This is a genomic window from Maribellus sediminis (genome assembly GCF_011799805.1).
GTDB lineage: Bacteria > Bacteroidota > Bacteroidia > Bacteroidales > Prolixibacteraceae > Draconibacterium > Draconibacterium sediminis_A.
On record NZ_WXUB01000008.1, the window covers coordinates 46,233 to 72,544 of the forward strand.

Annotated in this window: 26 protein-coding genes; 15 read left to right on the forward strand and 11 right to left on the reverse strand. The window is 41.7% G+C overall.

Features of this window, described 5'->3' with window-relative positions; translation table 11 throughout:
* Positions 1-2: 2 nt before the first annotated feature.
* Complete coding sequence (rimP, locus tag HFD85_RS21105; RefSeq protein WP_167614320.1) at positions 3-467, reverse strand: ribosome assembly cofactor RimP; 465 nt, start codon at positions 465-467, stop codon at positions 3-5.
* A gap of 267 nt (positions 468-734) precedes the next feature.
* Here rimP and HFD85_RS21110 point away from each other — a divergent pair, with 267 nt between their 5' ends.
* From HFD85_RS21110 to lpxA, 4 genes are all read left to right on the forward strand, one after another.
* Positions 735-1,988, forward strand: coding sequence for an HD domain-containing protein (locus HFD85_RS21110; protein WP_167614322.1), 1,254 nt, complete (start codon positions 735-737; stop codon positions 1,986-1,988).
* A 38-nt stretch (positions 1,989-2,026) separates the two neighbouring features.
* A complete protein-coding gene (gene lpxD / locus HFD85_RS21115) occupies positions 2,027-3,064 on the forward strand; it encodes a UDP-3-O-(3-hydroxymyristoyl)glucosamine N-acyltransferase (RefSeq protein WP_167614324.1) in 1,038 nt (345 codons plus the stop codon).
* 25 nt (positions 3,065-3,089) lie between these two features.
* Positions 3,090-4,478: a bifunctional UDP-3-O-[3-hydroxymyristoyl] N-acetylglucosamine deacetylase/3-hydroxyacyl-ACP dehydratase gene (locus HFD85_RS21120; protein WP_167614326.1), complete on the forward strand. Its 1,389-nt coding sequence runs from the start codon at positions 3,090-3,092 to the stop codon at positions 4,476-4,478.
* A 108-nt stretch (positions 4,479-4,586) separates the two neighbouring features.
* Positions 4,587-5,369: an acyl-ACP--UDP-N-acetylglucosamine O-acyltransferase gene (lpxA, locus tag HFD85_RS21125; protein WP_167614328.1), complete on the forward strand. Its 783-nt coding sequence runs from the start codon at positions 4,587-4,589 to the stop codon at positions 5,367-5,369.
* An 81-nt stretch (positions 5,370-5,450) separates the two neighbouring features.
* Here the strand turns inward: lpxA and thiL are convergent, their stop codons facing one another.
* Positions 5,451-6,488 carry a thiamine-phosphate kinase gene (gene thiL, locus HFD85_RS21130; RefSeq protein WP_167614330.1) on the reverse strand — a complete coding sequence of 346 codons (1,038 nt, stop codon included), beginning with the start codon at positions 6,486-6,488 and terminating at the stop codon, positions 5,451-5,453.
* Between the two features lie 133 nt (positions 6,489-6,621).
* Between thiL and sufB the strand changes: the two genes are divergently transcribed.
* From sufB to HFD85_RS21150, 4 genes are all read left to right on the forward strand, one after another.
* On the forward strand, positions 6,622-8,067 hold the full coding sequence (sufB, locus tag HFD85_RS21135; RefSeq protein ID WP_167614332.1) for a Fe-S cluster assembly protein SufB: 1,446 nt from the start codon (positions 6,622-6,624) through the stop codon (positions 8,065-8,067).
* Between the two features lie 66 nt (positions 8,068-8,133).
* Complete coding sequence (gene sufC / locus HFD85_RS21140) at positions 8,134-8,886, forward strand: Fe-S cluster assembly ATPase SufC (protein ID WP_167614334.1); 753 nt, start codon at positions 8,134-8,136, stop codon at positions 8,884-8,886.
* A gap of 1 nt (position 8,887) precedes the next feature.
* Positions 8,888-10,252: a Fe-S cluster assembly protein SufD gene (gene sufD, locus HFD85_RS21145; RefSeq protein ID WP_167614336.1), complete on the forward strand. Its 1,365-nt coding sequence runs from the start codon at positions 8,888-8,890 to the stop codon at positions 10,250-10,252.
* A gap of 147 nt (positions 10,253-10,399) precedes the next feature.
* The gene (locus HFD85_RS21150) at positions 10,400-11,617 is read left to right on the forward strand and encodes an aminotransferase class V-fold PLP-dependent enzyme (RefSeq protein ID WP_167614338.1); all 1,218 of its coding nucleotides are present in this window, start codon (positions 10,400-10,402) and stop codon (positions 11,615-11,617) included.
* Between the two features lie 47 nt (positions 11,618-11,664).
* On the opposite strand, the gene rbr is transcribed toward HFD85_RS21150, so the two are convergent.
* Positions 11,665-12,240, reverse strand: coding sequence for a rubrerythrin (gene rbr, locus HFD85_RS21155; protein WP_167614340.1), 576 nt, complete (start codon positions 12,238-12,240; stop codon positions 11,665-11,667).
* A gap of 159 nt (positions 12,241-12,399) precedes the next feature.
* Between rbr and HFD85_RS21160 the strand changes: the two genes are divergently transcribed.
* From HFD85_RS21160 to HFD85_RS21175, 4 genes are all read left to right on the forward strand, one after another.
* Positions 12,400-12,822 carry a SufE family protein gene (locus HFD85_RS21160; RefSeq protein WP_167614342.1) on the forward strand — a complete coding sequence of 141 codons (423 nt, stop codon included), beginning with the start codon at positions 12,400-12,402 and terminating at the stop codon, positions 12,820-12,822.
* A 12-nt stretch (positions 12,823-12,834) separates the two neighbouring features.
* Positions 12,835-13,140 carry an iron-sulfur cluster assembly protein gene (locus tag HFD85_RS21165; protein ID WP_167614344.1) on the forward strand — a complete coding sequence of 102 codons (306 nt, stop codon included), beginning with the start codon at positions 12,835-12,837 and terminating at the stop codon, positions 13,138-13,140.
* 173 nt (positions 13,141-13,313) lie between these two features.
* Positions 13,314-13,943 (forward strand): type IV toxin-antitoxin system AbiEi family antitoxin domain-containing protein, encoded by a 630-nt coding sequence (locus HFD85_RS21170; RefSeq protein ID WP_167614346.1) that lies wholly within the window; start codon positions 13,314-13,316, stop codon positions 13,941-13,943.
* 13 nt (positions 13,944-13,956) lie between these two features.
* Positions 13,957-14,775 carry a nucleotidyl transferase AbiEii/AbiGii toxin family protein gene (locus HFD85_RS21175; RefSeq protein WP_206082053.1) on the forward strand — a complete coding sequence of 273 codons (819 nt, stop codon included), beginning with the start codon at positions 13,957-13,959 and terminating at the stop codon, positions 14,773-14,775.
* A 74-nt stretch (positions 14,776-14,849) separates the two neighbouring features.
* Here HFD85_RS21175 and lon read toward each other — a convergent pair whose 3' ends face one another.
* The 8 genes from lon to HFD85_RS21215 all read right to left on the reverse strand — a co-directional run bounded on the left by lon (position 14,850) and on the right by HFD85_RS21215 (position 22,632).
* On the reverse strand, positions 14,850-17,306 hold the full coding sequence (lon, locus tag HFD85_RS21180) for an endopeptidase La (protein ID WP_167614350.1): 2,457 nt from the start codon (positions 17,304-17,306) through the stop codon (positions 14,850-14,852).
* Positions 17,307-17,516: 210 nt separating this feature from the next.
* On the reverse strand, positions 17,517-17,780 hold the full coding sequence (locus HFD85_RS21185; RefSeq protein WP_167614352.1) for a type B 50S ribosomal protein L31: 264 nt from the start codon (positions 17,778-17,780) through the stop codon (positions 17,517-17,519).
* Between the two features lie 158 nt (positions 17,781-17,938).
* Entirely contained in the window at positions 17,939-19,105 is a 1,167-nt protein-coding gene (locus HFD85_RS21190; RefSeq protein WP_167614354.1) for a GNAT family N-acetyltransferase, read from the reverse strand.
* 48 nt (positions 19,106-19,153) lie between these two features.
* On the reverse strand, positions 19,154-20,317 hold the full coding sequence (locus HFD85_RS21195) for a GNAT family N-acetyltransferase (protein ID WP_167614356.1): 1,164 nt from the start codon (positions 20,315-20,317) through the stop codon (positions 19,154-19,156).
* A gap of 166 nt (positions 20,318-20,483) precedes the next feature.
* Entirely contained in the window at positions 20,484-20,672 is a 189-nt protein-coding gene (locus HFD85_RS21200) for a hypothetical protein (protein WP_167614358.1), read from the reverse strand.
* Positions 20,669-20,929 (reverse strand): type II toxin-antitoxin system RelE family toxin, encoded by a 261-nt coding sequence (locus HFD85_RS21205; RefSeq protein ID WP_167614360.1) that lies wholly within the window; start codon positions 20,927-20,929, stop codon positions 20,669-20,671. The genes HFD85_RS21200 and HFD85_RS21205 overlap by 4 nt, the downstream gene beginning before the upstream one ends.
* Before the next feature lie 106 nt (positions 20,930-21,035).
* Positions 21,036-21,803, reverse strand: a complete 768-nt coding sequence (locus HFD85_RS21210; RefSeq protein ID WP_167614362.1) for a Bax inhibitor-1/YccA family protein — start codon at positions 21,801-21,803, stop codon at positions 21,036-21,038.
* Positions 21,804-21,927: 124 nt separating this feature from the next.
* Positions 21,928-22,632, reverse strand: coding sequence for a DNA alkylation repair protein (locus HFD85_RS21215; protein WP_167614364.1), 705 nt, complete (start codon positions 22,630-22,632; stop codon positions 21,928-21,930).
* Positions 22,633-22,689: 57 nt separating this feature from the next.
* On the opposite strand from HFD85_RS21215, the gene HFD85_RS21220 reads away from it, so the two are divergent.
* From HFD85_RS21220 to HFD85_RS21230, 3 genes are all read left to right on the forward strand, one after another.
* Positions 22,690-24,003, forward strand: coding sequence for an MATE family efflux transporter (locus tag HFD85_RS21220; RefSeq protein WP_167614366.1), 1,314 nt, complete (start codon positions 22,690-22,692; stop codon positions 24,001-24,003).
* A gap of 23 nt (positions 24,004-24,026) precedes the next feature.
* Positions 24,027-24,950 (forward strand): methyltransferase domain-containing protein, encoded by a 924-nt coding sequence (locus HFD85_RS21225; RefSeq protein WP_167614368.1) that lies wholly within the window; start codon positions 24,027-24,029, stop codon positions 24,948-24,950.
* An 81-nt stretch (positions 24,951-25,031) separates the two neighbouring features.
* The gene (locus HFD85_RS21230; protein WP_167614370.1) at positions 25,032-26,162 is read left to right on the forward strand and encodes an AI-2E family transporter; all 1,131 of its coding nucleotides are present in this window, start codon (positions 25,032-25,034) and stop codon (positions 26,160-26,162) included.
* Positions 26,163-26,312: the final 150 nt, after the last annotated feature.

Here is a 26,312-nt window from a genome sequence, read left to right on the forward strand (position 1 = left end):
CTCTATTTAAATGAAATTACCGCTTTCGCACTTTTTATTTCGTTGTACTTAAATTTATAATCTTTTACTACCAACTGTTTCTTTTTATGGCCTTCTACTTTTTCTCGTTTCGATGTTTCGAGTACGATGCCATTTTCGTCGGCCACTTTCAACAATCCCGTAAGTTTTTCTCCTTCTTCAGGAAGTACTTCAATTTCGCGGCCGGTGTATTTAATGTACTGCTCGAGTACCTTAAAACTTTCGGTTAATCCGGGCGATGAAACTTCCAGTTCAAAATCTTCTTCCTCACGGTCGAGGTTGTGTTCAACATTTCTGCTGATGGCAATACATTGTTCAATGGTAATTCCATCGAAGCCGTCAACATAAACGCGTATCGCGTTGCTTTTGCTGACGCTTATCTCAACGATGAACATTTTTTCGTCGAGTCTTTCTCTTACCAGTTTCTCAATTGTTGTTATTGCAATCATAAACTTTCCAGCCAATAAAATAGGGAACCAGAGGTCCCCTAAAAACAGTTTTTAGAAAATTCTCCGCAAAAATAGTAAAATAATTGTATAATGACAAATAACTTGCTCGGGCATAAATAATTGATTTAAAGGTAAAAAATCTTTAACATCGGTACTCGCAACTCCATTTATAAATTGTAATTCTTAATAGGTTGATTGGCTTGGAAGCCAGTGGTTTTGCTATTGGTCAAAGTTTTGTATTTTTAGGCGGTCACAAATTATGCTTTGGTGAGCAAAACCCAGCTAAATAAGAAGAAGATCATTAACGACCCCGTCTTTGGATTTATTAATCTTCAGTCGGAGATTGTTTTCGACCTGCTTGAACATCCCTTTTTTCAACGCTTACGGCGTATAAAGCAGCTTGGATTATCCTTTATGGTGTTTCCCGGAGCCAACCATACCCGTTTTGAACATGCGTTGGGAGCTTCGCATTTAATGCGCCAGGCCATTAATACATTGCGTATAAAAGGGCATCAGATCAGTGATAAGGAAGCCGAAGCAGTTACCATTGCTATTTTGCTTCATGATATTGGCCATGCGCCTTTTTCGCATGTGCTCGAAAATACGCTGGTAAACATTTCGCATGAAGAAATTTCGTTGCTGATCATGCAGGAACTGAATCGCGAATTCGATGGCAAACTCGATCTGGCCATTCAGATATTCACCAACAATTATAAAAAGCAATTTTTACACCAGCTGGTTGCCAGCCAGCTCGATATGGACCGGCTTGACTACCTGAGTCGCGATAGTTTTTTTACCGGAGTTGCCGAAGGAACAGTGGGTATCGAACGCATTATAAAAATGCTGAATGTTTACGAGGACCAGCTGGTTGTGGATGTAAAAGGTATTTATTCGATAGAGAAATTCCTCATTTCGCGACGGCTGATGTACTGGCAGGTTTACCTGCATAAAACGGTGGTAGCAGCCGAGTTCCTGTTAATAAATGTATTAAAGCGTGCCCGTGAATTAATTCTTCAGGGGCACGAACTGTATGCCACCCCAACATTATCGGTGTTTTTGAATAACAATTTTAATCCTGAAGACTTTCTGAATAATATTGAAGTTGACGGGAAGCAGGTTTTAACATGGTACACGCTGCTCGACGATAACGATGTGCTGATATCGATAAAAGAGTGGCAGGAGCATTCCGATCCGGTGCTTTCGGCGCTGGCCCGTGGCCTGACCAACAGAAAATTGCTTCGGATCAAACTTCGCGATAAGCCACTTTCGGATGCCGCACAAGAGAAGTATCTGAAGAGAATTCAGGAGACCATTATTCCCGATCCTGAACTTGCAAAATATTTCCTGATGACCGGTGTGATCACCAACAGCGCTTACAACCGGCACGACGAAAATATCTATGTTTTAAATAAGGATCAGACCATAAAAGAACTGAACCAGGCATCCGATATAAACTTGTCTGCACTGTCGAAGGCTGTGCGCAAGTATTTTGTGTGTTATCCTAAAGAATTGGACATTTAGGAGTTAAAAACTATATTTGCATCGCAAAAAAACAGAGAATGGATTTTAAAGCTACGGACATTGCTGCCTTTTTAAACGGGGAAATCGTTGGAGATGGTGATGTAAAAGTATCGGATGTCTCGAAGATTGAGGAGGGAAGAGAAGGCACATTAGCGTTCCTGGCAAATCCAAAATACGAGCACCATATTTATGAAACCAAAGCATCAATCGTTTTGGTGAATAAATCATTTGAACCAAGAAAAGAAATTTCGGCAACGCTTGTAAAAGTAGACGATGCCTACCAGGCATTCGCTGCTTTACTCGACCTCTATGTTCAGGCGCGTCAAAATCTGAAAAAAGGCATTGAGCAGCCAAGTTATATAGCTGATTCCGCCGAGGTTGGCGAAGATGTTTATGTGGGTGCATTTTCCTATATCAGTTCAAACGCCAGAATTGGAAAGAACGTAAAAATTTATCCGCAGGTACACATCGGCGATAATGTAAAAATCGGTGACGATTGCATTCTTTATGCCGGTGCAAAAATTTATGCCGATACCATAATTGGTAACCGTTGTATCATTCATTCAGGTGCTGTTATCGGCTCCGATGGATTTGGATTTGCTCCAACCGAAACGGGCGTCTACAAAAAGATTCCGCAAATCGGCAATGCCATTCTCGAAGACGATGTCGAAATAGGAGCCAACACCACGGTGGATTGCGGTACGATGGGGCCTACAATAATAAGGAAGGGTACCAAACTCGATAATCTTATTCAGATTGCTCATAATGTTGAGATTGGCGAAAACAATGTTTTTGCAGCGCAGGTTGGTGTCTCCGGTTCAACAAAAGTTGGTAACAACTGTATGTTTGGCGGTCAGGTTGGACTGGCCGGACATATTACTGTTGGCGATAAAGTTACATTGGGTGCACAATCTGGTGTAGCTCAAAACATAAAAAGCAATCAGATCCTTCTGGGATCGCCGGCTATCGATATTAAGGTAGCTATGAAAGCCTATGTTTTATTAAGGAGGTTACCTGAGATCAGAAATGAGGTACTTCAGCTCAAAAAGGATCTCGAAGAAATAAAGAACAAATAAGGAAAGCTAAAAGCTCTATATATTTATGCTTGAGAAACAAAAAACCCTGGCTCAATCGTTCAAGATTGAAGGGAAAGGTTTGCACACCGGTGTGCTGACAACCATGACCTTTCTTCCTGCGCCAGTTAATCACGGTTTTAAATTTAAAAGGGTCGACCTTGACGGGCAACCCGTAATTGATGCTGACGTTGATTTGGTTGTTGATACCTCGCGAGGTACTTTACTTGAAAAAGACGGAGCACGAATCGGTACGATCGAACATGCTTTGGCCGCTTTGGTTGGGATGGATCTCGACAATGTGATGATCGAAGTAAATAACGAAGAAGCACCGATTATCGACGGCAGTTCGAAATATTTTGTAGAGGCCATCGAACAGGCCGGAGTTGTTGAACAGGAGGCTGATCGTGATTATTTTGAAATCACCGAAAAAGTTGAAATGTTCGACCCGAAATCCGGATCGCATATCGTGGCACTGCCCGATACCGATTACTGCCTGAATGTGATGATCTCGTTTCCGTCGGCTGTTTTGAACAATCAGTATGCAACACTCGATTCTATACACGATTTCAGAAAAGAAGTTGCTGAATGCCGAACCTTTGTGTTTGTGCGCGAAATTGAATTTTTGCTGAATCATAACCTGATAAAAGGCGGCGATCTGAACAATGCTATCGTAATTATCGATCGCGAAATCAGCCAGGAAGCACTTGACCGTTTGGCCGATCTTACCAATCATCCCAGAGTTGAGGTAAAACCACAGGGTATTTTAAATAACCTGGAACTGCACTTCGATAATGAGTGTGCACGCCACAAACTGCTCGATGTTATCGGCGATCTGGCATTATTTGGTAAGCGGATTAAAGGCCGCATTATAGCCACCAAACCGGGACACGGACCGAATACGCTTTTTGCCAAAGAGCTTAAAAAAGTTTGGAAGAAAAGCATTGCCGGTGCTCCAAAGTACGATTTGACGGCCAAACCATTGATGGACATTGCGCGCATTCAGGAACTGTTGCCGCACCGCTATCCGTTCTTGCTGATCGACAAGGTAATGTCGATTGAAGAGAATGAAATTGTTGGTGTGAAAAATATTTCGATCAACGAGCCGTTTTTTCAGGGACACTTTCCTGAAGAGCCGGTTATGCCGGGTGTTTTGCTGATTGAAGCCATGGCACAATGTGGCGGTTTGTTGGTTTTGAATCAGAAGGTGGAAAAATATTCTACCTATTTTATACGTGTCGACAACGTTAAATTCAGGCAGAAAGTAGTGCCGGGAGATACCTTGCTGTTTAAGCTGACATTAACTTCGCCGATCAGAAGAGGGATTGCCAATATGAAAGGTTTAACTTATGTTGGCGACAAGATAGTAGCCGAAGGAGAGTTTATGGCTCAAATAGTTAAGAAAGCAGATTCATAAATAATAGTATATTTACGCCGTGAAAACCAGTCGGATTTTCCAGACCGGTTTTTTTCTGACCAAAAAATTCAACGGCAGAAAACACTGAAATTAAAGATTGAAAGATAGATGAAACAACCATTAGCTTATGTTCATCCGGATGCAAAAATAGCCGACAACGTGGTTATCGAACCGTTTGTTTCCATTGATCACGATGTTGAGATTGGTGAAGGAACAAGAATTGGTTCAAGTGTGACTATTTTACCCGGAACAAGAATCGGTAAAAACTGTAAGATTTTCCCGGGAGCAGTTATCGGAGCAACTCCGCAAGACCTTAAATTCAAGGGAGAGTATACAACTGTCGAGATTGGTGACAACAACACTATTCGCGAATTTGTAACCATTAACAGGGGTACCGCAGCAAGGGGCAAAACAGTGATTGGCGATAACAATCTTCTGATGGCTTATGTGCATGTGGCGCACGACTGTAAAGTTGGAAGCAACATTATTTTGGTGAACAATGTTCAGTTAGCCGGTGAAGTTGTCGTTGACGATTGGGCAATTCTTGGCGGAATGACAGCCATACACCAGTTTTGCCACATTGGTACACATGTAATGATCTCGGGTGGGTCGCTGGTTCGTAAAGATGTTCCGCCGTTTATTAAAGCAGGTCGTGAGCCGTTGTCGTATGTGGGTATCAATTCAATTGGTTTACGTCGCAGGAATTTCAATAACGACAAAATCCGCGAAGTACAGGAGATTTACCGTTACATTTACCAGAAAGGATTGAACACAGCGCAGGCTGTTGAAATCATCGAAGCGGAAATGCCGGCAACTCCGGAACGCGACGAAGTACTACTTTTTGTAAAAGATTCGAAACGTGGAATTATTCGAGGATATTTCCCCGATTAATTTGTAGATAAGAAATAAAAAAATGCCAATCGCTTATGCGGTTGGCATTTTTTATGAATCTGATTCAGATTATTATTATCGCTATTTTCCGTGGTTCCAGCCCTGCGCCTGTAAAGCAATTGCCGAACCGGCAGCAGTTATCAGGTTGGTGCCTTCAGCGGCTTCGGTCATGTGGCCGATAATGGTAAAGTCGGGATCATTCTTAATTTTTTCGTAATCGTCGAGCGAAAGCGTAAAAAGCAACTCGTAATCTTCTCCACCGTTTAATGCCGCAACCAGTGGATTGATATTTAATTCTTCAGCCATTTGTTTGGTCTGGTTGTCCATCGGGATTTTATCCTCGAACAACGAACAGCCCGTACCCGAATTTTTGCACAGGTGCATAATTTCCGAAGAAAGTCCGTCGGAAATATCAATCATCGAAGTAGGTTTAATGCCCAGTTTCTTAAAGGCAGCAACAATATCAACACGTGCTTCAGGTTTAAGTTGACGCTCAAGAATATAATCGTAGCCATCGAGCTGAGGTTGCACATTTGGATTTACTTTATAAACTTCGTTTTCGCGTTCAAGCAGTTGAAGCCCCATGTATGCACCACCCAAATCACCCGAAACACAAAGCAGGTCGTTCGCTTGTGCACCACTTCTCATCACAATGTCTTCTTTACGTGCTTCACCAATCGCGGTAATGCAAATTGTTAGCCCGGTTAGCGAGCTTGTTGTATCTCCTCCAACCAGGTCGACATTGTATTTTTCGCATGCCAGGTGAATTCCTGAATATAGTTCATCGATGGCTTCAACCGAGAATTTGCCCGATATTGCAATGCTCACTGTAATCTGTTTTGGGGTGGCATTCATCGCATAAATATCCGACAGGTTGACTACCACAGACTTATATCCAAGGTGTTTTAAGGGGACGTACATTAAATTAAAGTGAATTCCTTCAGTTAGCAAATCTGTGGAAACAACCACCTGTTTGTCACCAAATTCCATCACCGCGGCATCGTCGCCAACACCTTTTATTGTACTGGAGTTCTTTAGCTCGATCCCCTTTGTTAATCGGTCAATCAGGCCAAATTCACCCAATTCTGATATGCTCGTTTGTTTGATTTCTTTGCTCATCGTAAATAAAAGACAAAAAAGTATTTATATGTGTGTTTCAATGGGCAAAAATACCCATAGTTTTATATCTTTGCAATTTTATTTAAACAGTCTTAATTAAGCTTTGTTATTAGCTTAAAAGTAAACATTTGAGATGGAAGAACAAGATAAAATATTGAGCGAAGTAACTCAGAGCGAATATAAATACGGTTTCACTACCGAAATTGAAACTGATATTCTGGAGAAAGGATTGAATGAGGACGTTATTCGCCTGATTTCTGCCAAGAAAGAAGAACCTGAATTTATGTTGAATTTCAGGTTGGATGCCTACCGGAAATGGCTTAAAATGAAAATGCCGAATTGGGCCTATTTGAATATTCCGGCCATCGATTACCAGGAGATAAGTTATTATGCGGCACCAAAGCAACAGGCAAAATACAGCAGCCTCGATGAGGTTGACCCGGAATTGCTGGATACCTTCAACAAGTTGGGCATTCCGCTCGACGAGCAAAAGCAACTTGCCGGTGTTGCGGTTGATGCGGTTATCGACAGTGTTTCGGTAAAAACTACTTTTAAGGAAACACTGGCTGAAAAAGGAATTATTTTTTGTTCGTTTTCAGAAGCGGTAAAAGAACACCCTGAATTGGTAAAAAAATACCTGGGACAGGCAGTTCCGGTTGCAGATAACTATTTCGCAGCTTTAAATTCAGCTGTGTTTAGCGATGGTTCATTCTGTTACATTCCGAAAGGTGTGCGTTGCCCGATGGAATTGTCTACCTATTTCAGGATTAATGCGGCAAATACAGGTCAGTTTGAACGTACCCTGATTGTGGCCGACGACGATAGTTATGTAAGTTACCTCGAAGGATGTACCGCTCCGATGCGCGACGAAAACCAGTTGCACGCTGCGGTGGTTGAGATTATTGCGTTGGACCGTGCAGAAGTAAAATATTCAACGGTTCAGAACTGGTATCCCGGAGATAAAAACGGAAAAGGCGGTATTTACAACTTCGTGACCAAACGTGGTATTTGCCGTGGAGTTTCGTCAAAAATCAGCTGGACACAGGTTGAAACCGGTTCGGCAATTACCTGGAAATACCCAAGCTGTATTTTGATGGGTGATAATTCGGTTGGCGAGTTCAACTCGGTTGCCGTAACCAACAATCACCAGCAGGCCGACACCGGATCGAAAATGATCCACATTGGTAAAAACACCAAATCGACCATTGTTTCAAAAGGTATTTCAGCCGGTAAAAGTGATAATTCATACCGTGGTTTGGTTAAGATTTTGCCTAAAGCCACCAATTCAAGAAACTTCTCGCAATGTGATTCGTTGTTGTTGAACGACACCTGCGGGGCACATACTTTCCCGTACATCGAAGTTCAGAATAAATCTTCGGTGGTTGAACACGAAGCAACAACTTCAAAAATTGGGGAAGACCAGATTTTCTACTGTAACCAGCGTGGTATCGACACCGAAACGGCGATTGGAATGATTGTTAACGGTTACGCAAAAGAGGTACTGAACAAGTTGCCGATGGAGTTTGCAGTGGAAGCGCAAAAACTGCTTCAGATTAGCCTTGAAGGCAGTGTAGGATAAAAAAACAGATTATTAACTAAAAAGAATGAACCGATAATCATTCTTGGATTTCAATATTCAATTAACATGCTAAAAATAAAAGATTTATATGTTTCCGTTGAGGGAATGGAAATTCTGAAGGGAATAAACCTGGAAGTAAAACCCGGTGAGATCCACGCCATCATGGGACCAAACGGATCGGGAAAAAGTACCCTGGCCAGTGTATTGGCGGGAAAAGAAGAATATGAAGTAACTTCAGGCGAAGTGATTTACGACGGCGAAAATTTGCTCGATAAATCACCGGAAGACCGTGCAAAAGACGGTTTATTTCTGAGTTTTCAGTACCCGGTTGAAATTCCCGGAGTACCTATGGTCAACTTCCTGAAATCGTCGGTAAACGAACACCGTAAACATCAGGGTTTAAAAGAACTTACTGCAGGTGAGTTCCTGAAGCTGATGCGCGAGAAAATGGACATGGTTGACATGCATCCGAACCTGACCAACCGCTCGGTAAACGAAGGTTTCTCGGGAGGTGAGAAAAAGAAAAACGAAATTTTCCAGATGGCACTTCTCGAGCCAAAACTCGCTATTCTGGATGAAACCGATTCAGGCCTTGATATCGATGCACTGAAAACGGTTGCAAATGGTGTGAATGCATTGCGTTCGCCTGAACGCTCAGCAATTGTGGTTACGCACTACCAGCGTTTGCTCGATTACATTGTACCCGATTACGTTCATATCCTCTACAAAGGAAAGATTGTAAAAACTGCAGGAAAAGAGCTGGCCCTGGAGCTGGAAGAAAAAGGATACGACTGGATTAAAACAGAAATGGCAGGTTAACATGAGTGTAGTAACAGATCAAGTAGATTTATCGTTAAAGTACACTGCTCACTACAACGAGGTTAAGAATGCTCTTTTTGAGGATTCTGCCGAGGTACTGAACGCTCAACGAAAAAAGGCGTTTCAGGATTTTGTGAAGCAGGGTATCCCCACGAGAAAAGACGAAAATTATAAATACACCAACTTACAGCCGTCGTTTGCCACCGATTTCGAGTTTGTTCACGAAAAAACGGTGTTGGCAACTGCGAATGAAGAGGTGTTTAAATGCGATGTTCCTAACCTGAATACCAACCTTGCTTTGATCCAAAACGGTTGGTTCAGAAAAGATGGAAAAGGAGATCTGCCAGCTGGTGTAATTTTCGACAGTCTGGAGAAAATTGCGAATGAAAAGCCGGAATTGCTGGCAGCATACGGCAGCATTGCAAATACAGAAGAAGATCCGATGGTGGCGCTGAATACTGCGTTTGCCAAAGACGGATTTTTCCTGTATGTGCCGAAAGGCGTAATTGTTGAAAGTCCGATTCAGATCATCAATATCCTGAAAAACGATGTGGATACTTATGCAACGCAGCGTAATTATATTTACGTTGAAGCAGGTGCTAAAGCCCAGGTATTGTGGTGTGATCATACACTGAATTCGAATCAATATTTAAGCAATTCGGTTACGGAGATTTTTGTTGGCGACAATGCTGAAATGGAGTTTTATACGGTACAAAATCAGCACAATAAGGCAACAAACCTGAATTCTGTTTTTGTAAAACAGGGACGCGATTCGCGGGCAACAACGCATACTACCACTTTGCATGGTGGAATGATCAGGAATAACCTGAAATTTATGCTCGACGGCGAGAATGCTGAAGCGCACATGTACGGAATGGCTTTTATGGACCGCAAACAACATGTGGATAATTTCACACAGGTGATTCATGCCGTGCCACATTGCGAAAGTAACCAGTTGTACAAAAATGTGCTCGATGAGCAATCTTCAGGTGCATTTTCGGGAAGGATTCATGTAGTGCGCGATGCACAGAAAACAAATGCTTTCCAAAGGAACAATAACCTGCTGCTTACCGACGAAGCGACTATGCAAACAAAACCTCAGCTGATCATTGATGCTGACGATGTGAAATGTAGTCACGGAGCCACAATTGGGCAGATCGACGAGGAAGCCTTGTTCTACCTGCGTGCGAGGGGAATCGACGAAGATAAGGCGCGACTGATGATGATGAATGCTTTTACACACGAAGTGGTGAACGAAATCAAAATCGAAGCACTGCGCGATCGTATCGATGATTTGGTTGACAAACGGCTGAGTGGAGATCTAGCCCGTTGTCACGAATGCGATTATCAATGCGAATGTGATTAAAAGATAAATGATACACAGGCGGAACTGCTTAGTTTTCCGTTAGATTAAGGAACCGTTCTTCGACCCGAGGAGCGGTTCCTTATTTTATAAAACTTTCGCACCTTTGTAACTGTTCCAAAATAGACGGTTTTAACCGAAAGCAATAAAATGAATTACGATATCGACAAAATAAGATCCTGGTTTCCGGTTCTGAAAAACGACGTTTACAATAAACCTCTGATTTATCTCGACAGTGCAGCTTCGGCACAAAAACCTGTTCAGGTGCTCATGAAGGAAGAGGAGTTGCACAACCAGTATTACGGGAATATCCATCGTGGAGCGCATTTTATGGCCGACAAAGCCACCAACGAATATGAAGGAGTGCGTGAGAAAATACGGGCTTTTGTTAATGCGGCAACGATCAGGGAGATCATTTTTACAAAAGGAACCACCGAGAGCATTAACCTGGTGGCGAGTTCGTTTTGTGAACGCTATGTTGGAGCAGGCGATGAAATTATTGTTTCCGAAATGGAACATCATGCCAATATTGTTCCCTGGCAACTGGCGGCCGAACGCAAAGGAGCAAAAATTGTGAAACTTCCTTTTAACGATTCGGGAATCCTAGAGATTGAATTGCTGGTTGATTTGATAAACGAAAACACCAAACTCATTGCCGTTGCTCATGTTTCCAATGTGTTGGGGACGATCAACCCGGTAAAGGAGATTATTGATATTGCGCATAAAAGCAATGTGCCTGTTTTAGTAGATGGCGCTCAGGCAGCACCGCACGTTAAAATTGATGTGCAGGACATTGATGCCGATTTTTATGTGTTTTCGGCGCATAAAATGTACGGGCCAAATGGTGTTGGTGTGTTGTTTGGTAAAGAAAAATGGCTGAACGAGATGCCACCGTACCAGGGTGGTGGAGAAATGATTTCAGAGGTGTCGTTTGAAGGAACAACCTTTAATGAATTACCTTACAAATTTGAGGCAGGTACACCGCACATTACCGGTGTTATTGCCTTTGGTGCCGCCATTGATTTGATGAACGAGATCGGTCTGGATAATATGGCAGCCTGGGAACACTCGCTGCTGGAATATGCCACAGAAAAACTTAAGGAAATTGATGGCCTGCGAATTTATGGCGAGGCGCCAAGAAAATCAGGGGTAATTTCTTTTAATATTGAAGGTGTTCACTCATACGACCTGGCGATGTTGCTCGATAAAATGGGAATTGCCTTGCGCACCGGCCATCTTTGCGCCGACACGGTAATGGCACACTACAACATTCCCGGTTGTGTACGTATTTCGTTTGGGATGTACAATACAAAAGCTGAAATTGATGCTTTTATAGTGGCCTTGAACAGGGTAAGAATGATGTTCTAAAAGAAAACCCTAAGGGTCGTGAAGCTCCCTTAGGGTTTTTTATGCCACTAATAATTTGTAGCCTGCAATTCAAAATATGCTTGCTCGTGTTTACAGGCCGGACACTGTTTCGGTGCAACACGACCTTCGTGAATAAAACCACATTTGCGGCATTTCCAGATCACTTTGTCCTCACGTTTGAATACTTTACCTGCTTCAAGGTTATCGAATAAAGTACGGTAGCGGTTTTCGTGTTCCTTTTCAACTTTGGCGATCAGGCTGAATGCCTGTGCAATTTCCTTAAATCCTTCTTCTTCGGCCACCTTGGCAAATTCAGGATAAAGCTCAGTCCACTCTTCGTTTTCACCATCAGCAGCTGCTTTCAGGTTTTCGAGCGTTGTACCTACTTTCCCTGCCGGATACGAGGCGGTGATCTCAGTCATGCCACCTTCGAGAAATGAAAAGAAACGTTTGGCGTGTTCGTATTCATTCTCAGCTGTTTCGGTGAAAATGGCTGCTATTTGTTCCAGTCCTTCTTTTTTAGCCTGTTTGGCAAAATAATCGTAACGCATGCGGGCCTGAGATTCGCCTGCAAATGCCTTCAATAAATTCTGTTCGGTCTTTGTTCCTTGAATGGTTGACATGGTTAATAAATTTTTGATTTTGATATGTAAATTTAGTTAAATGGAGACAGAACGCAGGCTGCTGTTATCAATTTTGAAACTTTCTTAATAACCCGAATTTTGCTATTGTCAGAAAATAAAAAATTACGACCTTTACATCCTATTTTAAAGGACTTAGGTATGACCATTGAGCAAGTTCAGGAGGAAATAGTACAGGAGTTTTCGATGTTTGAAGACTGGATGGACAAGTATTCCTACCTGATTGAACTGGGAAACGATTTGCAGGAACTCGATCCGAAAGATAAGAACGACCAGAACCTGATTAAAGGATGCCAGTCGCGTGTGTGGTTGGTGGCTGATATCGAAGACGGAAAAATTAATTTCAGAGGCGAAAGCGATGCCGTAATCGTAAAAGGTTTGGTGGCCTTATTATTACGTGTGGTTTCCGGGCGCACGCCAAAGGAATTGCTGGAGACTGATCTGCATTTTATCGACGATATCGGACTGAAACAACACTTGTCGCCAACACGCTCGAACGGATTGCTGGCCATGGTAAAACAAATTCGATTGTATGCTGTTGCTTATAGCAAAATAGAAGGATAGGGAGGAGTTGAAATGGATAAACGAATAGACTTAATAATAAATAACCTGAAAGAAGTGTACGATCCGGAGATCCCGGTGAATATCTACGATTTGGGACTGATTTATAATGTTGATGTTGATGAAAGCAACAATGCCAACATTATTATGACACTTACCGCACCTGGTTGCCCGGTGGTGGATGTACTGATTGACGATGTTACTCAGGCAGCTCAGGCGGTTGAAGGCGTTGAAACCGTTAACGTTGAACTGACTTTTGAACCGCCCTGGGATAAATCGATGATGAGTGAAGAGGCCCGGTTGGAACTCGGCTTCTTTTAAGAAGAAAACCCTTAGGGTCGCGAAGCTCCTAAGGGTTTTTTCTTTTTAGGTGATTACAATTACTACTTCAAGCACATTCGAATTTCCGAAGTAATAGCTGATTTTGCATATTTAATCGATTAAAAGTTGATTAACTGCGTAAAATTAGCTATTTTTGTTTTGGAGGAATAAAGATGGCATCAGGTGTATCATATCGAAATGTCCCTATGGAAATGCCGGTGGTGAGGGAATTGATTGGCGAGTATCGTTCACCAAACAGCAAAATAAGCAACCTTGAAAGATCAGGTGAACTGATTCGTTTGAGGCGTGGTTTGTATATTGCTGATCCCGGTTTTAGCGGGCAGGAAATATCGCGGGAACTTGTTGCCAATAATCTATACGGCCCGTCGTATGTTTCCTGCGAAAGCGCTCTCTCGTATCATGGATTAACACCCGAACGGGTAAATACGGTTGTTTCTTCCACCTTTAAAAGAGCCAAAAGTTATTCCAATCCGCTGGGAATATTTGAATACATTACCGTTCCCGAAGACTATTATCCTATTGGAATTGATCAGGTTATTGTAGGAGAGGAATATGCATTTTTGATTGCATCGCCCGAGAAAGCGCTTTGCGATTTAATAATTTCCACATCGGGTTTAAGGTTTCAATCGGTACGGGCAGCTCGCGACTATATTTTGGATGATCTGCGAATTGACTTGGAAGAGCATTCTGCCTGGGATGTGACGATTATTTCGGATTGTGCTCAGCACGGAAGAAAAAGCAGGGAGTTAAATTTTTTACAGGAGGTTTTGCGAAATGGCTGATGTTTTTAATCAAATGTTGTCGCACTATGACATAAAAACGAAGGAAGACAGGTTAAATGCCATGCACGAAGTAATGCAGCAGGTGTGTCTTGCGGGATTAAACCGGGCTGGATTTTTTGAGAGTGCGGCCTTTTATGGTGGCACCTGTCTGCGCATTTTTCATAAGCTTCCCCGTTTTTCAGAAGACATGGATTTTTCTCTTATGGAAACTTCTCCTGACTTTAAACTTGAAAATTATTTCGATGCGATTCAGTCTGAATTTGTAGCTGTGGGACGAAATATCAGCATCGAAAAAAAGGAGAAAAAACTTGACACTCACATCGAATCGGCCTTTTTAAAGGATACTACCGATATCGTAAATATTCGTTTTAACACCGAGCCGGGTGTAAAAATCAAAATAGAAGTCGACAAGAATCCACCGCTAAATTTTAAAACAGAATATAAACTGCTATTGCTGCCATTTTCGTTTATGACACGCTGTTTTACACTTCCCGGATTGTTTGCAGGGAAAATGCATGCGCTGCTTTTTCGTAATTGGCGAAACCGGGTAAAAGGAAGGGATTGGTATGATTTTGAGTGGTACATCCGCAACAATATCCCGCTCGATTTTAATCACTTTAAAGAACGTGCGGTACAAAGCGAAGGCCCCGATTTTCGAGATTTGTCACATGAACAGTTCGTGGAGATGCTAAAAAACAAATTAAATACAACTAAAATTGAACAGGTTATTGAAGATGTTCGTCGATTTGTTGTGCATCCCCGGGAACTAGAGATTTGGTCGACAGAATATTTTTTACAACTACTGGATTTATTAAGATTTGAGGAAAAATAGAAAAACCCTTAGGGTCGCGAAGCTCCTAAGGGTTTTTTTATGCACTGACGCTTAAAGTTAAGGCGTCTTTTTTATTACGAAATCTTCAATGGCTTATCCACTTTTGTCTTTAACAAGGCAATTTCCAACACATCCATAATGGTGTTTACAAAGTGGAAATTTACTCCTTTAATGTAAGCCTCTTTTATATCTTCCAGGTTTTTCCTGTTTTGTTCCGACAGGATGATCTCAGTAATACCAGCCCGTTTGGCAGCCAGAATTTTTTCTTTGATTCCACCCACCGGCAAAACTTTCCCGCGTAAAGTAATTTCTCCGGTCATGGCCAGGTTTTTCTTCACTTTGCGTTGTGTGAATGCTGAAGCCAGCGAAGTTACCATGGTAACACCTGCCGACGGGCCATCTTTTGGTATGGCGCCTTCAGGTACGTGAACGTGAACATTCCAGTTACCGAAAACTTCGGGTGATAATCCCAGTTCCTCGGCATGCGATTTTAAATATTCGTGTGCCAGCATCGCTGATTCCTTCATTACATCGCCAAGATTACCGGTAAGCGTAAGAGCTCCTTTTCCTTTGCTAAGGCTGGTTTCAACAAACAGAATTTCTCCACCAACTGCCGTCCAGGCCAAACCGGTAACTACACCGGCGAAATCGTTGCCCTGGTATTTATCCTTGGTGTATTCAGTAACACCCAGGTATTCACGGATATCAGCTTTTGTGAGCTTTTTGTTGTAAGGCTCTTCAAATGCAATCTTTTTTGCAATGCGACGAACCACTTTGGCAATCTTTTTATCCAGTTCTCGAACACCCGATTCACGGCTGTACCCGTCAATGATCAGTTCGATCACTTCTTTCGGGAATGTTACATCCGACTTTTTCAGACCATGGTTTTTTAACTGCTTTGGAATCAGGTGACGTTTGGCGATCTCTACTTTTTCTTCCAGCAGGTAGCCACTTACATCAATCAGTTCCAACCGGTCGCGCAAAGGCGGTGCAATCGTACTCAGCGAGTTGGCTGTGGCAATAAACATGACTTTCGAAAGGTCGAAATCCTGCTCAATATAATTGTCGTGGAATTCGCTGTTTTGTTCCGGGTCGAGCACTTCCAGTAAGGCTGAAGCCGGATCGCCGTGAAAATGTTTCGATACCTTGTCGATTTCATCCAGAATAAATACGGGATTCGACGACTTAGCCTTTTTTATATTTTGAATGATCCTACCAGGCATCGCACCGATGTAGGTTTTCCGGTGTCCACGAATTTCCGATTCATCGTGCAAACCACCAAGACTCATTCGGGCATATTTTCTGCCCAAGGCACGCGCTACTGATTTCCCCAACGATGTTTTTCCAACTCCGGGAGGGCCGTACAGACACAGGATCGGCGACTTCATGTCGTTCTTGAGTTTAAGGACGGCGAGGTGTTCCAGTATTCTTTCCTTTACTTTTTCCAGTCCGTAATGATCTTCGTCCAGTACCTTGTTAGCATGTTTCAGATCGAAATTATCTTCGGTATATTCGTTCCACGGAAGATCGAGTAGTGTTTGGCAATAGGTGAATTGCACTGAATATTCGCCGGCTGCCGGATTGAGTCTTCCGAGTTTCTCCACTTCTCTGTCGAAAAACTTACCAACTTCTTTGCTCCATTTTTTCTGTTTTGCTTTTTCTTTCAGTGCTTTTATTTCCTGCTCAACAGGGTTACCACCCAATTCGTCCTGAATGGTTTTCATTTGCTGGTTAAGCATGAACTCGCGCTGCTGGCGATCGATACCGGTTTTTACCTTTTTCTGAATGTCATGCTTCAGTTCAAGCATCTGCACTTCCTTCACCAAAAAACTGATGGCCTGAACACCTCGATCCTTCAGGTTTGCAGTCTCGAGCAACATTTGTTTGTCTTCAACTTTAAGATCGGTGTTAGAACAAATAAAGTTGATGAGGAAGGTTGAATTCTCAATATTCTTTACTGCAAAAGTTGCTTCCGGCGGTACGTTTGACGAAAACTGTGCAATTTTAATCGACAGGTCTTTCAGCGAGCCAACAATGGCGTTGAACTCGTTGTCATTCTCAGTAGTCACGTCGTTCAGCGGTTCCACTTTCGCCTTCAGATAAGGTTCCTCACTTACAAATTCACTGATCTGGTACCTTCTTTTTCCTTGAATAATTACCGAAGTTGAACCATCGGGCATTTCAAGTACCTTCAGAATTTCGGCTACTGTACCGATTGAATAAAGGTCTTCTTTCTCCGGGCGATCAATCGAGTGATCTTTTTGCGCCACGGTACCCAGTAACTTTGCTCCCCGGTTAACATCACGAATCAGTTTCAGTGAACGTTCTCTGCCTACCGTGATTGGCAGCACAACTCCCGGGAACAAAACCGTGTTCCTCAACGGCAAAATAGGAAGCACGGAAGGTATGTCGGTATTCTTTAATTCTTTATCATCGCCATCGGCAATAATCGGAATGAATTCGGATTCTTCATCCATGATTCCCGATCCTAAAATTGCCTGAAGCGTTGTATTCTTTTTTAATTTTCCCATTTTCTCTTTCTATAAGTGACAGTTTGTCGCAAGTAAGCGTCCTAATTATACAGCAGGGTTATTTTGCAATTGCCGTGCCAATAAATAATAATGAAATATACCGGTCTTATTGAGCAAATATGTTGATAATACCGACAAAATTGCAGCGTGGGAGCAAAAAAAAACACCCGTCAGCCGACGGGTGTTTTTCAAAAATATCGTAAAGAAAAATTACTTTTTCCTGTTTTCCATGTGCTTACCGTAACGGTTCATGAATTTATCTACACGTCCTGCAGTATCCACCAGTTTGGTTTTACCTGTATAGAACGGGTGAGAAGTATTCGAGATTTCCAATTTGTAAACTGGATACTCAACTCCGTCAACAACTTCAGTTTCTTTAGTGTCAACAGTTGAACGGGTGATAAAGGTATGTCCGTTCGACATATCTTTGAATGCCACCAATCTGTATGATTCCGGGTGAATGTCTTTTCTCATTTTGTTATATTTTTAATGAATGGTTGCATATCTTCTCGCTACAATCCATTCTTTTAGTTATTACTTATACTAATTTCGGGCTGCAAAGATAAATATAGTTTGTAATAATCCAAAAAATCTTTGCATCATTTATATGCTTAAAACAGAGTTTGTTATTCCTAATTAATTACCGGGGCTTTTTTTACCTTTTTACTGCGGTCGAACAAGTAACGCATGGTGTAATGTGTTTTTGCCCGTTTAGCTCCGGTTGCTTCATATATTGCAATCACTTTTGGGTTGAAATCGCCGGCCCACGAAAATTCAAGTTCGGTGTAATGGCGGTGCGATTTCTGTTTCATTATCTGTTCCTGCTGCCAGAAAATACCCGATTCGATGCCTGATCGCTGGTATTTCGGATCGATACCCATGATCAGGATTCGCGTGCGATTGATCGTCTTGGTATTTTTGTAGTACAGGAATTTCAAAATTCCCAACAGGTTAAGTTTGCCGTTTAATTTCAGTAAAATCTGGTTGATATCGGGAATCATAACAAACAAGGCAATCGGACGATCTTCGTGATAGGCAAACCAGATCATTTTCGGATCGAGAATGGCTTTCGATTCGTTGATGAAATCGTAAATATCATCGGGGTCGAGTGGTTTGTAGTGCTCGTGAAACGACCAGGCCGCATCGTACACCGTGCAAAAATCCTTCACAAATTCTTCGGTCTGGCTATAATCGAAATGTTTAAAATTGTATTGCGGCTTTTTGGCCACCCACTCAGCAATTTTCCAAAAACGTTCAGGGAAAGGTTTGGTATAATCCAGGTGGTAAGAATACTGCTCAAAATAAATTTCGAAACCGAAATTCCGGAAGAGCTGTTCGTAGTATTCTGGATTGTAGGGCATACCATATCCCTGCGGCATAAATCCTTTTACAAGCAGTCCCCAATTCACATAATTCTCTCCGAAATTGATGGGGCCGTCCATGGCTTCCATGCCGTTTTGTTTGTTCCACTCAGCGGCAGCATTAAAAAGCATGTTCGCAGCATCCTGGTTGTTAATGCATTCAAAAAAGCCACATCCACCGGTAGGCTGTTCATACGTTTTTGCCAGGTTGAAATTAATGAAAGCCGCAATTCTGCCCAGTAATTCTCCGTTTTCGTCAAGCAGTACCCAGCGAATGGCTTTTCCGTTGCGGAAAGTTTTATTTTTTTTCGGATCAAAAATGCCTTCAACCATTCCCTGCAGTGGTGCCGCCCAGTTTTTATCATCTTTATAAATCAGGTGCGGAACTTTATGAAAAAGTTTCTGTGTGTTCTTGTCTTTAACCTCAATTAACTGCATAAAAATCTGTTCTTCCTAATTACACTAAAAACGCAAATGAAGTATTTATTAGTGAATTATTGGTGCTTTTTTAAATTCTTTTTCGCGGTCGAATAAGTAACGGAGCGTGTGGTGGGTAAGTTTCTTTTCAGCTCCAAATGATTTGAAAAGTGCGTTCATTTTTGGATTGAAATCGCCGACCCAGCTCATTTCCATGTCGTTATACCACGATTTTTTTAGCATTACTTTTTTCAGGTGATGAAAAATCCCCGATTCAATTCCCTTTCCCTGGTAAGCGGGGATTACTCCCAAAACGATCACCCTGCAGCGTGTTATCACTTTTCTGCTTTTGTAATACAGCAGCTTAACGATGTTCCAGAGAGTGAGGTCGCCACTTTTTATTTTTTGCAGGATCTGATTCAGATCAAGAATCTGCATAAAAAATGCAATAGGTTTGCCGTCGTGGTAAACATACCAGATAAATTCTTCGTCGATTAGGATTTTGGCATTGTTCAACGTGGCTTTTAATACATCAAAATCAAGTGGTTTGTAATTTCCGTGATTGCCCCAGGCTTTTTGGTGAATCTCTATAAAATCGTCGATGTACTTTTTCTGATCCTTATACGTAAAATGCTCAAAACTATAGCCAGGTTTTTTAGCCACCCAATCGGCAATCTTCCAGAAACGTTCTGGCAGATCGGGATCGGTAATGTCGAGCGAGTAACTGTATTGTTCGTAATAGGTCTTAAATCCGTAGTTTTCGAATAAGTAAAAATAGTACGCCGGATTGTAATTCATGCCAAACGTTTGTGGCTGGAAACCTTCGTTCAGCAAGCCCCAGAAAAAGAAATTTTCGTCGAAATTAACAGGACCGTCCATGGCTTCCATCCCGTGTTGCTGCAACCAGTTTTTAGCCGTACCAAATAAAATATTGGCAGCCTCCTGGTTGTTTATGCATTCGAAATAGCCACAGCAACCTGTGGGCTGATCGTAGCCAGAAGCATAATTCTGATCGTAAAAAGCAGCAATCCTTCCAATGTAATTTCCTTCAGATTTTAAAATCCAGCGTCGGGCGTCTCCTCTTTTGAATCGCGCATTTTTAGCCGGATCGAAAGTGTTTTCAATCATTCGTTTTAACGGAGGAATATGGTTGGGGTCGTTTTTGTAAATCGATTCGGGAACACGATGAAACGCATTTACCAGTTCACTGTTGGTAACCTCGATTACTTCCATTTACGATACTGTTACTTGATTTCTGTATGATCGAAAATAACATTTTTGAAAGGAAATAAAAAGGATCCACCTCTTTCGAAATGAATCCAGACCGTTTTATATTCAATATTTATTTACAGATTGCCCGGTATTGTGATTTAACCTACTTATAATTAACCTGAAACAGTTATTCAATCCCTAATTCACTTTTTAAGTCAGAATGCGATTTCCAGGTTTTGTTTTTAGATTTTGTTTCCAAGGCCGAAAAATAGTCATTGTAATCTTCCTCTATTTCTTTCAGACGCTTGTATTCGTTTACATCGATAATAACAGCAATGGGTTTTTCTCCTTCTTTTATGATCTGTGTTTTAATCATTTGTATGCCTCCTTTCGGTGTTTTACTTCGTAAATGTTCAGAATGTTGAACTGTTCATCAAAAATTACCCGGTAATTTCCAATTCTCAGTCTTTTGAAGTCAGCTAAACGTCCCTTTAGTACTTTTACATCAAAATTTCCGGAAGGATTGTTTGCATAATCTTCAATTTTTCCGATGATTAATTTTGCAGAGTTTTTATCCGACCGATTGATCTTTTTCAATTGTTTAACCGCCTTTTCAGAATACCGTATCTGCATTACCAGTTTTCCTCAAATTTAAAGATTTTTGTAAAAAAGGATGGCATCCTATTGTGTTTTAAATTTTGTGATGCCATTCTCTCAGCTGCGGTATTTTGAAACTGATTTAATCGCGGCTCGCTAATTTGGATAGTAAACGCAGGATTTCGAGGTACAGCCAAACCAGGGTTACCATCAATCCGAAAGCGCCGTACCACTCCATGTATTTTGGCGCACCAGAATCGGAAGCCCGCTCGATAAAGGCAAAATCAAGTACCAGGTTTAAAGCTGCAATGGCTACAACAACCAGGCTGAATCCAATGCTGAAGTTCGAATTCCCGTAAAGAAAGCCTAGGTTGGCACCAAACATCCCGGCAATAAAACTGACAAAATAAACGAGTGCAATTCCTGCAGTTGCTGCAAAAATACCCATCATTAACTTGTTCGTGACTTTAATGATCCCGGAACGATAGAGGAACAACATGGCTGCAAATACGGCCAGTGTCAATGCTACTGCACGCATAACAATTCCTGCGTATTGCATTTCAAGCATAGCTGAGATTCCGCCCAGCAAGAGCCCTTCGAAAATGGCATAAATGGGCGCCGAAATTCCGGAGCTTTGTGGCCTGAACACAGTAACTAAAACGGTGATAAAACCGCCAATTCCGCCAACCAGTAACCATGGTGCAACTGCCGAAGCTGCGGCTTCAGGATTACTGGCTGCCACCTCGAAAAATTTATTCCAGGTAAATACAGCACCGGCAACAACCAGCAAAAGCAATAATGCAGTTTTGTTCATGGTGCCATTTACTGTCATTACATCCGAGGCGGTGGTGTAATCTTTTGCAAATACCCGCTCTTTAAAAACCGGATTCGAAGATTTTGTGATATTCATATTCTATGTATTTTAATTTCAATTTTGTCGATCGTACCTTAACGATAACCGAATGCGTAAGTAAACAAACTCCCTGCCATGAAAGTTTTTCCTGACAGCTTTACAGTTAAAAAAGTTTAACGGATCAGTCTTCCAGCATTTCCTGAACATATTCGCTGGTGAGTTCTTCATACAATTGCTCGCCAAGCTGAATGGCATTTTCAGATTCACTAAGCTGAAATATTTTGGAGAGTTCGCAGCATTGTTCGTTCAATAGTTTCGAACGGGTTCCTAAGGCGATGATGGTTCGGTAAAGTGGCGTAAACAGTTTTTTATCTTTAGCCAGTGTTGGCAGTTCTTCAAAAAACGGTTCAAACATTTCGTCGATGGCACTTTTATCGGTTATGGCCAGGCGCCCCAGTAAATGAATCCCGGTAAAATGGACGATGTGTTTTTTGCCGCGGCACCATTCCAGCGCTTTTACAAAGGCAAACTTGCTTTTTACCCAAAGGTTGGTGGAAGCCTGCTCGGCAATCTCTGTGTTTTCAAACGATTTTGTCCAGAAATCCATTTGCTCCTCGGTAACTTCTTTCGGATCATCGAGCAAAGTGGCCAGGATCATGGTTTCGCGCCACTGCTTGTTCCATAGTTTCAGCGCCAGCAAATGATCGGGAGTGTATTGTTTGGCCAGATCGCGCAAATCGAGGATCGAAACGCCCCAGTTGAGTTTGTAGTTAAAGCCCTTTTGGTTCATGCTGTCGGCCACTTCGCCACTTTTCCTCAATTTAATGGCTTTTAGCAATGCCTGGTACTTTTGTTCGCTTTCGTTATTGTCGAGAATAAAATCCATTTACTAGAGTTTGTACAAAATTAAAATAAATGCAATTATCCCGTCAAAAGTTTATTTTTGTGCAAGCTTAACAAGACATTGCTTTCAAAAATAAACATAACCAATATTTCCGGTCTTCAGTTTTTTCAGTTGCTGAGGTTTGGTACGCTGCTGCTAATCAGCATTGTATTTACAAAAAGTAGTTTAAGCACCGAAGCCATTGGTAATTACGAATACTTTCTTTTTGTTGCCGCGCTGGCCTGTTCCTTTTGGATCAACGGGATCATTCAGTCGTTTTTACCTTTGTTTAAAAGCAACAATAGCTTTCAAAATAAGCGTGATAAATCGCCGGAGTTTTTTAACGTTTTTCTGCTAATCAGTTCTTTGAGTGTTGGAGTAGTATTGGTTTTAGGCGCTTTTCATTTTTTGTATTCCGACCTTCCTTATTTCTATTACCTGCTTTTGTATATTCTGTTCAGCAGTCCGGCTTTTTTGGTAGAGTACGTGTATTTGCTTAAGAATAAAGTAGGGTGGATCATCAAATACGGCTTATTCACTTTTGCAGTGCAATTGGTTTTCGTGGCCGGTCCCGCAATTCTCGGGCTCGAAATGAAATACAGTATCGTCGGGCTGGTCGCCATTTCCATTATCCGATATGTGTGGTTGCTGACCATTTTAAAGAAATATGCACAATTTTCAATTTCAAAAGCATTTTTGAAAGAACACATGGTGCTTGCCTTGCCGCTTATTGTAAGCAGCCTGCTGGGAGCGTCGGCCCAATATGTCGACGGATTCCTGGTGCTCAATAAATTCGACTCTGCCACTTTTGCCATATTCCGCTACGGAGCAAAGGAATTTCCGCTGGTGTTATTAATGGCCAATGCTTTGAGTACGGCACTGATCCCTGAATTTACCTCGAAAGAAAAACTGGCTGATTCATTGCAGTTGCTAAAAGACAAATCGGCCCGCTTAATGCACTTGCTTTTCCCTGTTACGATCTTTTTTATTGTATTTAGTAAATGGTTGTATCCACGCGTTTTCAATCCCGATTTTACTGAAAGTGCGGTCATTTTTAATATTTATTTACTGCTGATCATCAGCCGGCTGGTTTTTCCGCATACGATGTTAATAGGATTAAAAAAGACAAAGGTTGTGATGCATGCATCACTTGCCGAACTGGTTGTGAATATTGCACTAAGTGTAATTTTTATTGGATATTGGGGAATTGAAGGAGTGGCATTTGCAACCTTAATCGCCTTCGGAGTTCAGAAAATTATCTGGATCGTTTACAACAAAATGGCGTTAAAAATTTCGCCACGGCAGTATATCCCGATATCGATATGGAGTATTTATTCGTTACTTACATTGTTGGCATTTATTATAGTTTATTGAAGAAAAAATCAGAAGAGAATTAAATGAATCTTACGGCACTTTCAGAAATAGTCCACTGTCAGAATTGCGGAGAAGCTTTATTGAAAGCTAATGATGAAATTACTGAGTTGACGTGCGAAAATTGTGAGCAGAGTTACCCGGTAAAGAAAGGAGTTCCGGTTTTTATTTCGGAAACGGACTATGAAAAATCCGCAGAAACAGCTATTCATAAAGAACAGGGATCGGTATTCAATTACGTCGATCATTATCAGAAGGATGGTGTGGAAAGTGATTATTTCAGAGAGCGCGATGCCGGAACAGCACACCTTGACAAGCGGGTTCATCAGACGATATTTTCGCACATCGAAAAAAAATCGGGTAGGGTTCTGGATGTTGGTTGTGGCCGCGCCTGGGTGGCGAAGAAATTGTGTCCCCTAAATTTTGAGGTGGTATCGATGGATATTTCGCTTGAAAATACAACGGGAGCATTAGAGCGATACCCTTATCCGAATCATGCAGCGGTGGTAGCCGATGTTTTTTCACTACCGTTTAATGAAGGTGTTTTTGATTATATTATTGCTTCCGAGATCATCGAACATGTGGTTGATCCGGTGAAGTTTGTTGCTAATCTCATCAAGGTGCTCAAGCCGGGCGGGAAACTGATCATCACCACACCGTATAAAGAAAAGCTTAGTTATTCCTTGTGTATACATTGTAATAAACTCACTCCGCTGCATGCGCACATTCATTCATTCGATGAAAATATCCTGACCTCCCTGTATAAAGGAGATGACCTGAAATCGTGCACGTATCACACGTTTGCCAATAAACTTCCGATTCACCTGAGAATGCATTCCGTACTGCGTTTTTTCAATTTCTGGTGCTGGAAAACTTTCGATGGATTGTTAAACCTAATGATCAAAAAACCTATCCGTATTTTGGTGAAATGGGAAAAGGCGGAATTTTGATATTCCGGCTTTAAACTCGTTTTACTGCCGCTTTGAGATAGCTGATTTATAAGTTATATTTGTTTAAAATCGGCTATACTTATGATTCAACTCAAAGGCTGGACCCGCAATGTTTTATTGATCATCGGATTTTTGTTCGTCGTTTTTCTTGTGTGGTACTTCAGCAATATTGTGGCCTATATTCTTATTTCAGTTGTTTTGTCATTTATTGGGCGGCCGGTTGTTCGCTGGCTAACAAAACTCCGTTATAAAAAGCTTAAAATCCCTGTTGGTTTGGCTGCATTTGCAACACTGATAGTTTTGTGGGTAGTTTTCATTTCTTTTTTCAGGTTCATGGTTCCGCTGCTGGTCAGCGAACTGGAGACCTTGTCGCAGATTGATTTTACGATTGTACTCGATTCTATTGAAGAACCGGTGTTAAAAGTTATTGGTTTTTTTAGCAACAATGCACCCGATCTGGCTGATAAAAATTTCCTCGATATTGTTTCAGAGGGACTAGGAGCACAAATCGATTTCTCAAAAGTGTCGAACTGGTTTGGATTTATTGCCGGCACCATTGGTGAATTACTGATTGGTTTTTTTTCGGTTTCGTTTATAACTTTTTTCTTCCTGAAAGAACAGGACATGTTTCGCGATTTCATCATTTTGCTGGTGCCGCGTAATATGGAAGAAAAAGTGGCTCACATTCTCGATTCCATTTCTTTTTTGCTTCGCCGCTACTTTATCGGCTTGCTTTTCGAAGTATTCATGGTGATGTTGCTCGATACCATTGGCCTTACGATCGTTGGGATCGAATTTCAACATGCGGTGGTTATCGGCTTATTCTGCGGAACTTTTAATGTTATTCCATATTTGGGGCCATGGATGGGTGCTGCATTGGGTCTGTTGATCGGAGCTGCTTTGCATATTCACGCCGATTTTATGTCGGTTACCCTGCCTTTGATGGGGTGGATGACGCTTGTGTTTGCCTTGGTTCAGGTGGCCGACAATGTATTGTTTCAACCATTAATTTATTCCAGCAGTGTAAAAGCCCATCCACTGGAGATCTTCCTGGTCATCCTGGCAGCAGGTACTTTTGCCGGAATTTTAGGTATGATTCTGGCCATTCCTGTGTATACTATTTTAAGGGTGATCGCCAAAGAGTTTTTTGTTAATATGAAACTGGTTCAGAAAATGACGAGGAACCTGGAAAAAGAGGGTAAACGGTTGTAAATACCTTGCTGGTAAAGGCCGGAGTTATGATCAAAAAGAGACTAAAGGAACTTTTTGTTTGTCGCAAAAGTCAGGTTTTCAGATTCTTTTGATTTTTTTTAAATTTATAAGGAACATTCGAGCTACTCTATTGTTAATATAGATGATTTA

What these genes read in the sequence shown, in the direction of transcription:
- HFD85_RS21170 (WP_167614346.1), top strand. Translation starts at nt 13,314, where the DNA reads ATGGCATCAGGTGTATCATATCGAAATGTCCCTATGGAAATGCCGGTG.
- HFD85_RS21120 (WP_167614326.1), top strand. Translation starts at nt 3,090, where the DNA reads ATGCTTGAGAAACAAAAAACCCTGGCTCAATCGTTCAAGATTGAAGGG.
- sufC (WP_167614334.1), top strand. Translation starts at nt 8,134, where the DNA reads ATGCTAAAAATAAAAGATTTATATGTTTCCGTTGAGGGAATGGAAATT.
- rimP (WP_167614320.1), bottom strand. Translation starts at nt 467, where the DNA reads ATGATTGCAATAACAACAATTGAGAAACTGGTAAGAGAAAGACTCGAC.
- HFD85_RS21200 (WP_167614358.1), bottom strand. Translation starts at nt 20,672, where the DNA reads ATGATTAAAACACAGATCATAAAAGAAGGAGAAAAACCCATTGCTGTT.
- sufD (WP_167614336.1), top strand. Translation starts at nt 8,888, where the DNA reads ATGAGTGTAGTAACAGATCAAGTAGATTTATCGTTAAAGTACACTGCT.
- rbr (WP_167614340.1), bottom strand. Translation starts at nt 12,240, where the DNA reads ATGTCAACCATTCAAGGAACAAAGACCGAACAGAATTTATTGAAGGCA.
- HFD85_RS21160 (WP_167614342.1), top strand. Translation starts at nt 12,400, where the DNA reads ATGACCATTGAGCAAGTTCAGGAGGAAATAGTACAGGAGTTTTCGATG.
- HFD85_RS21185 (WP_167614352.1), bottom strand. Translation starts at nt 17,780, where the DNA reads ATGAGAAAAGACATTCACCCGGAATCATACAGATTGGTGGCATTCAAA.
- lon (WP_167614350.1), bottom strand. Translation starts at nt 17,306, where the DNA reads ATGGGAAAATTAAAAAAGAATACAACGCTTCAGGCAATTTTAGGATCG.
- HFD85_RS21190 (WP_167614354.1), bottom strand. Translation starts at nt 19,105, where the DNA reads ATGCAGTTAATTGAGGTTAAAGACAAGAACACACAGAAACTTTTTCAT.
- HFD85_RS21165 (WP_167614344.1), top strand. Translation starts at nt 12,835, where the DNA reads ATGGATAAACGAATAGACTTAATAATAAATAACCTGAAAGAAGTGTAC.
- thiL (WP_167614330.1), bottom strand. Translation starts at nt 6,488, where the DNA reads ATGAGCAAAGAAATCAAACAAACGAGCATATCAGAATTGGGTGAATTT.
- HFD85_RS21210 (WP_167614362.1), bottom strand. Translation starts at nt 21,803, where the DNA reads ATGAATATCACAAAATCTTCGAATCCGGTTTTTAAAGAGCGGGTATTT.
- HFD85_RS21215 (WP_167614364.1), bottom strand. Translation starts at nt 22,632, where the DNA reads ATGGATTTTATTCTCGACAATAACGAAAGCGAACAAAAGTACCAGGCA.
- lpxA (WP_167614328.1), top strand. Translation starts at nt 4,587, where the DNA reads ATGAAACAACCATTAGCTTATGTTCATCCGGATGCAAAAATAGCCGAC.
- sufB (WP_167614332.1), top strand. Translation starts at nt 6,622, where the DNA reads ATGGAAGAACAAGATAAAATATTGAGCGAAGTAACTCAGAGCGAATAT.
- HFD85_RS21175 (WP_206082053.1), top strand. Translation starts at nt 13,957, where the DNA reads ATGTTGTCGCACTATGACATAAAAACGAAGGAAGACAGGTTAAATGCC.
- HFD85_RS21150 (WP_167614338.1), top strand. Translation starts at nt 10,400, where the DNA reads ATGAATTACGATATCGACAAAATAAGATCCTGGTTTCCGGTTCTGAAA.
- lpxD (WP_167614324.1), top strand. Translation starts at nt 2,027, where the DNA reads ATGGATTTTAAAGCTACGGACATTGCTGCCTTTTTAAACGGGGAAATC.
- HFD85_RS21195 (WP_167614356.1), bottom strand. Translation starts at nt 20,317, where the DNA reads ATGGAAGTAATCGAGGTTACCAACAGTGAACTGGTAAATGCGTTTCAT.
- HFD85_RS21225 (WP_167614368.1), top strand. Translation starts at nt 24,027, where the DNA reads ATGAATCTTACGGCACTTTCAGAAATAGTCCACTGTCAGAATTGCGGA.
- HFD85_RS21230 (WP_167614370.1), top strand. Translation starts at nt 25,032, where the DNA reads ATGATTCAACTCAAAGGCTGGACCCGCAATGTTTTATTGATCATCGGA.
- HFD85_RS21205 (WP_167614360.1), bottom strand. Translation starts at nt 20,929, where the DNA reads ATGCAGATACGGTATTCTGAAAAGGCGGTTAAACAATTGAAAAAGATC.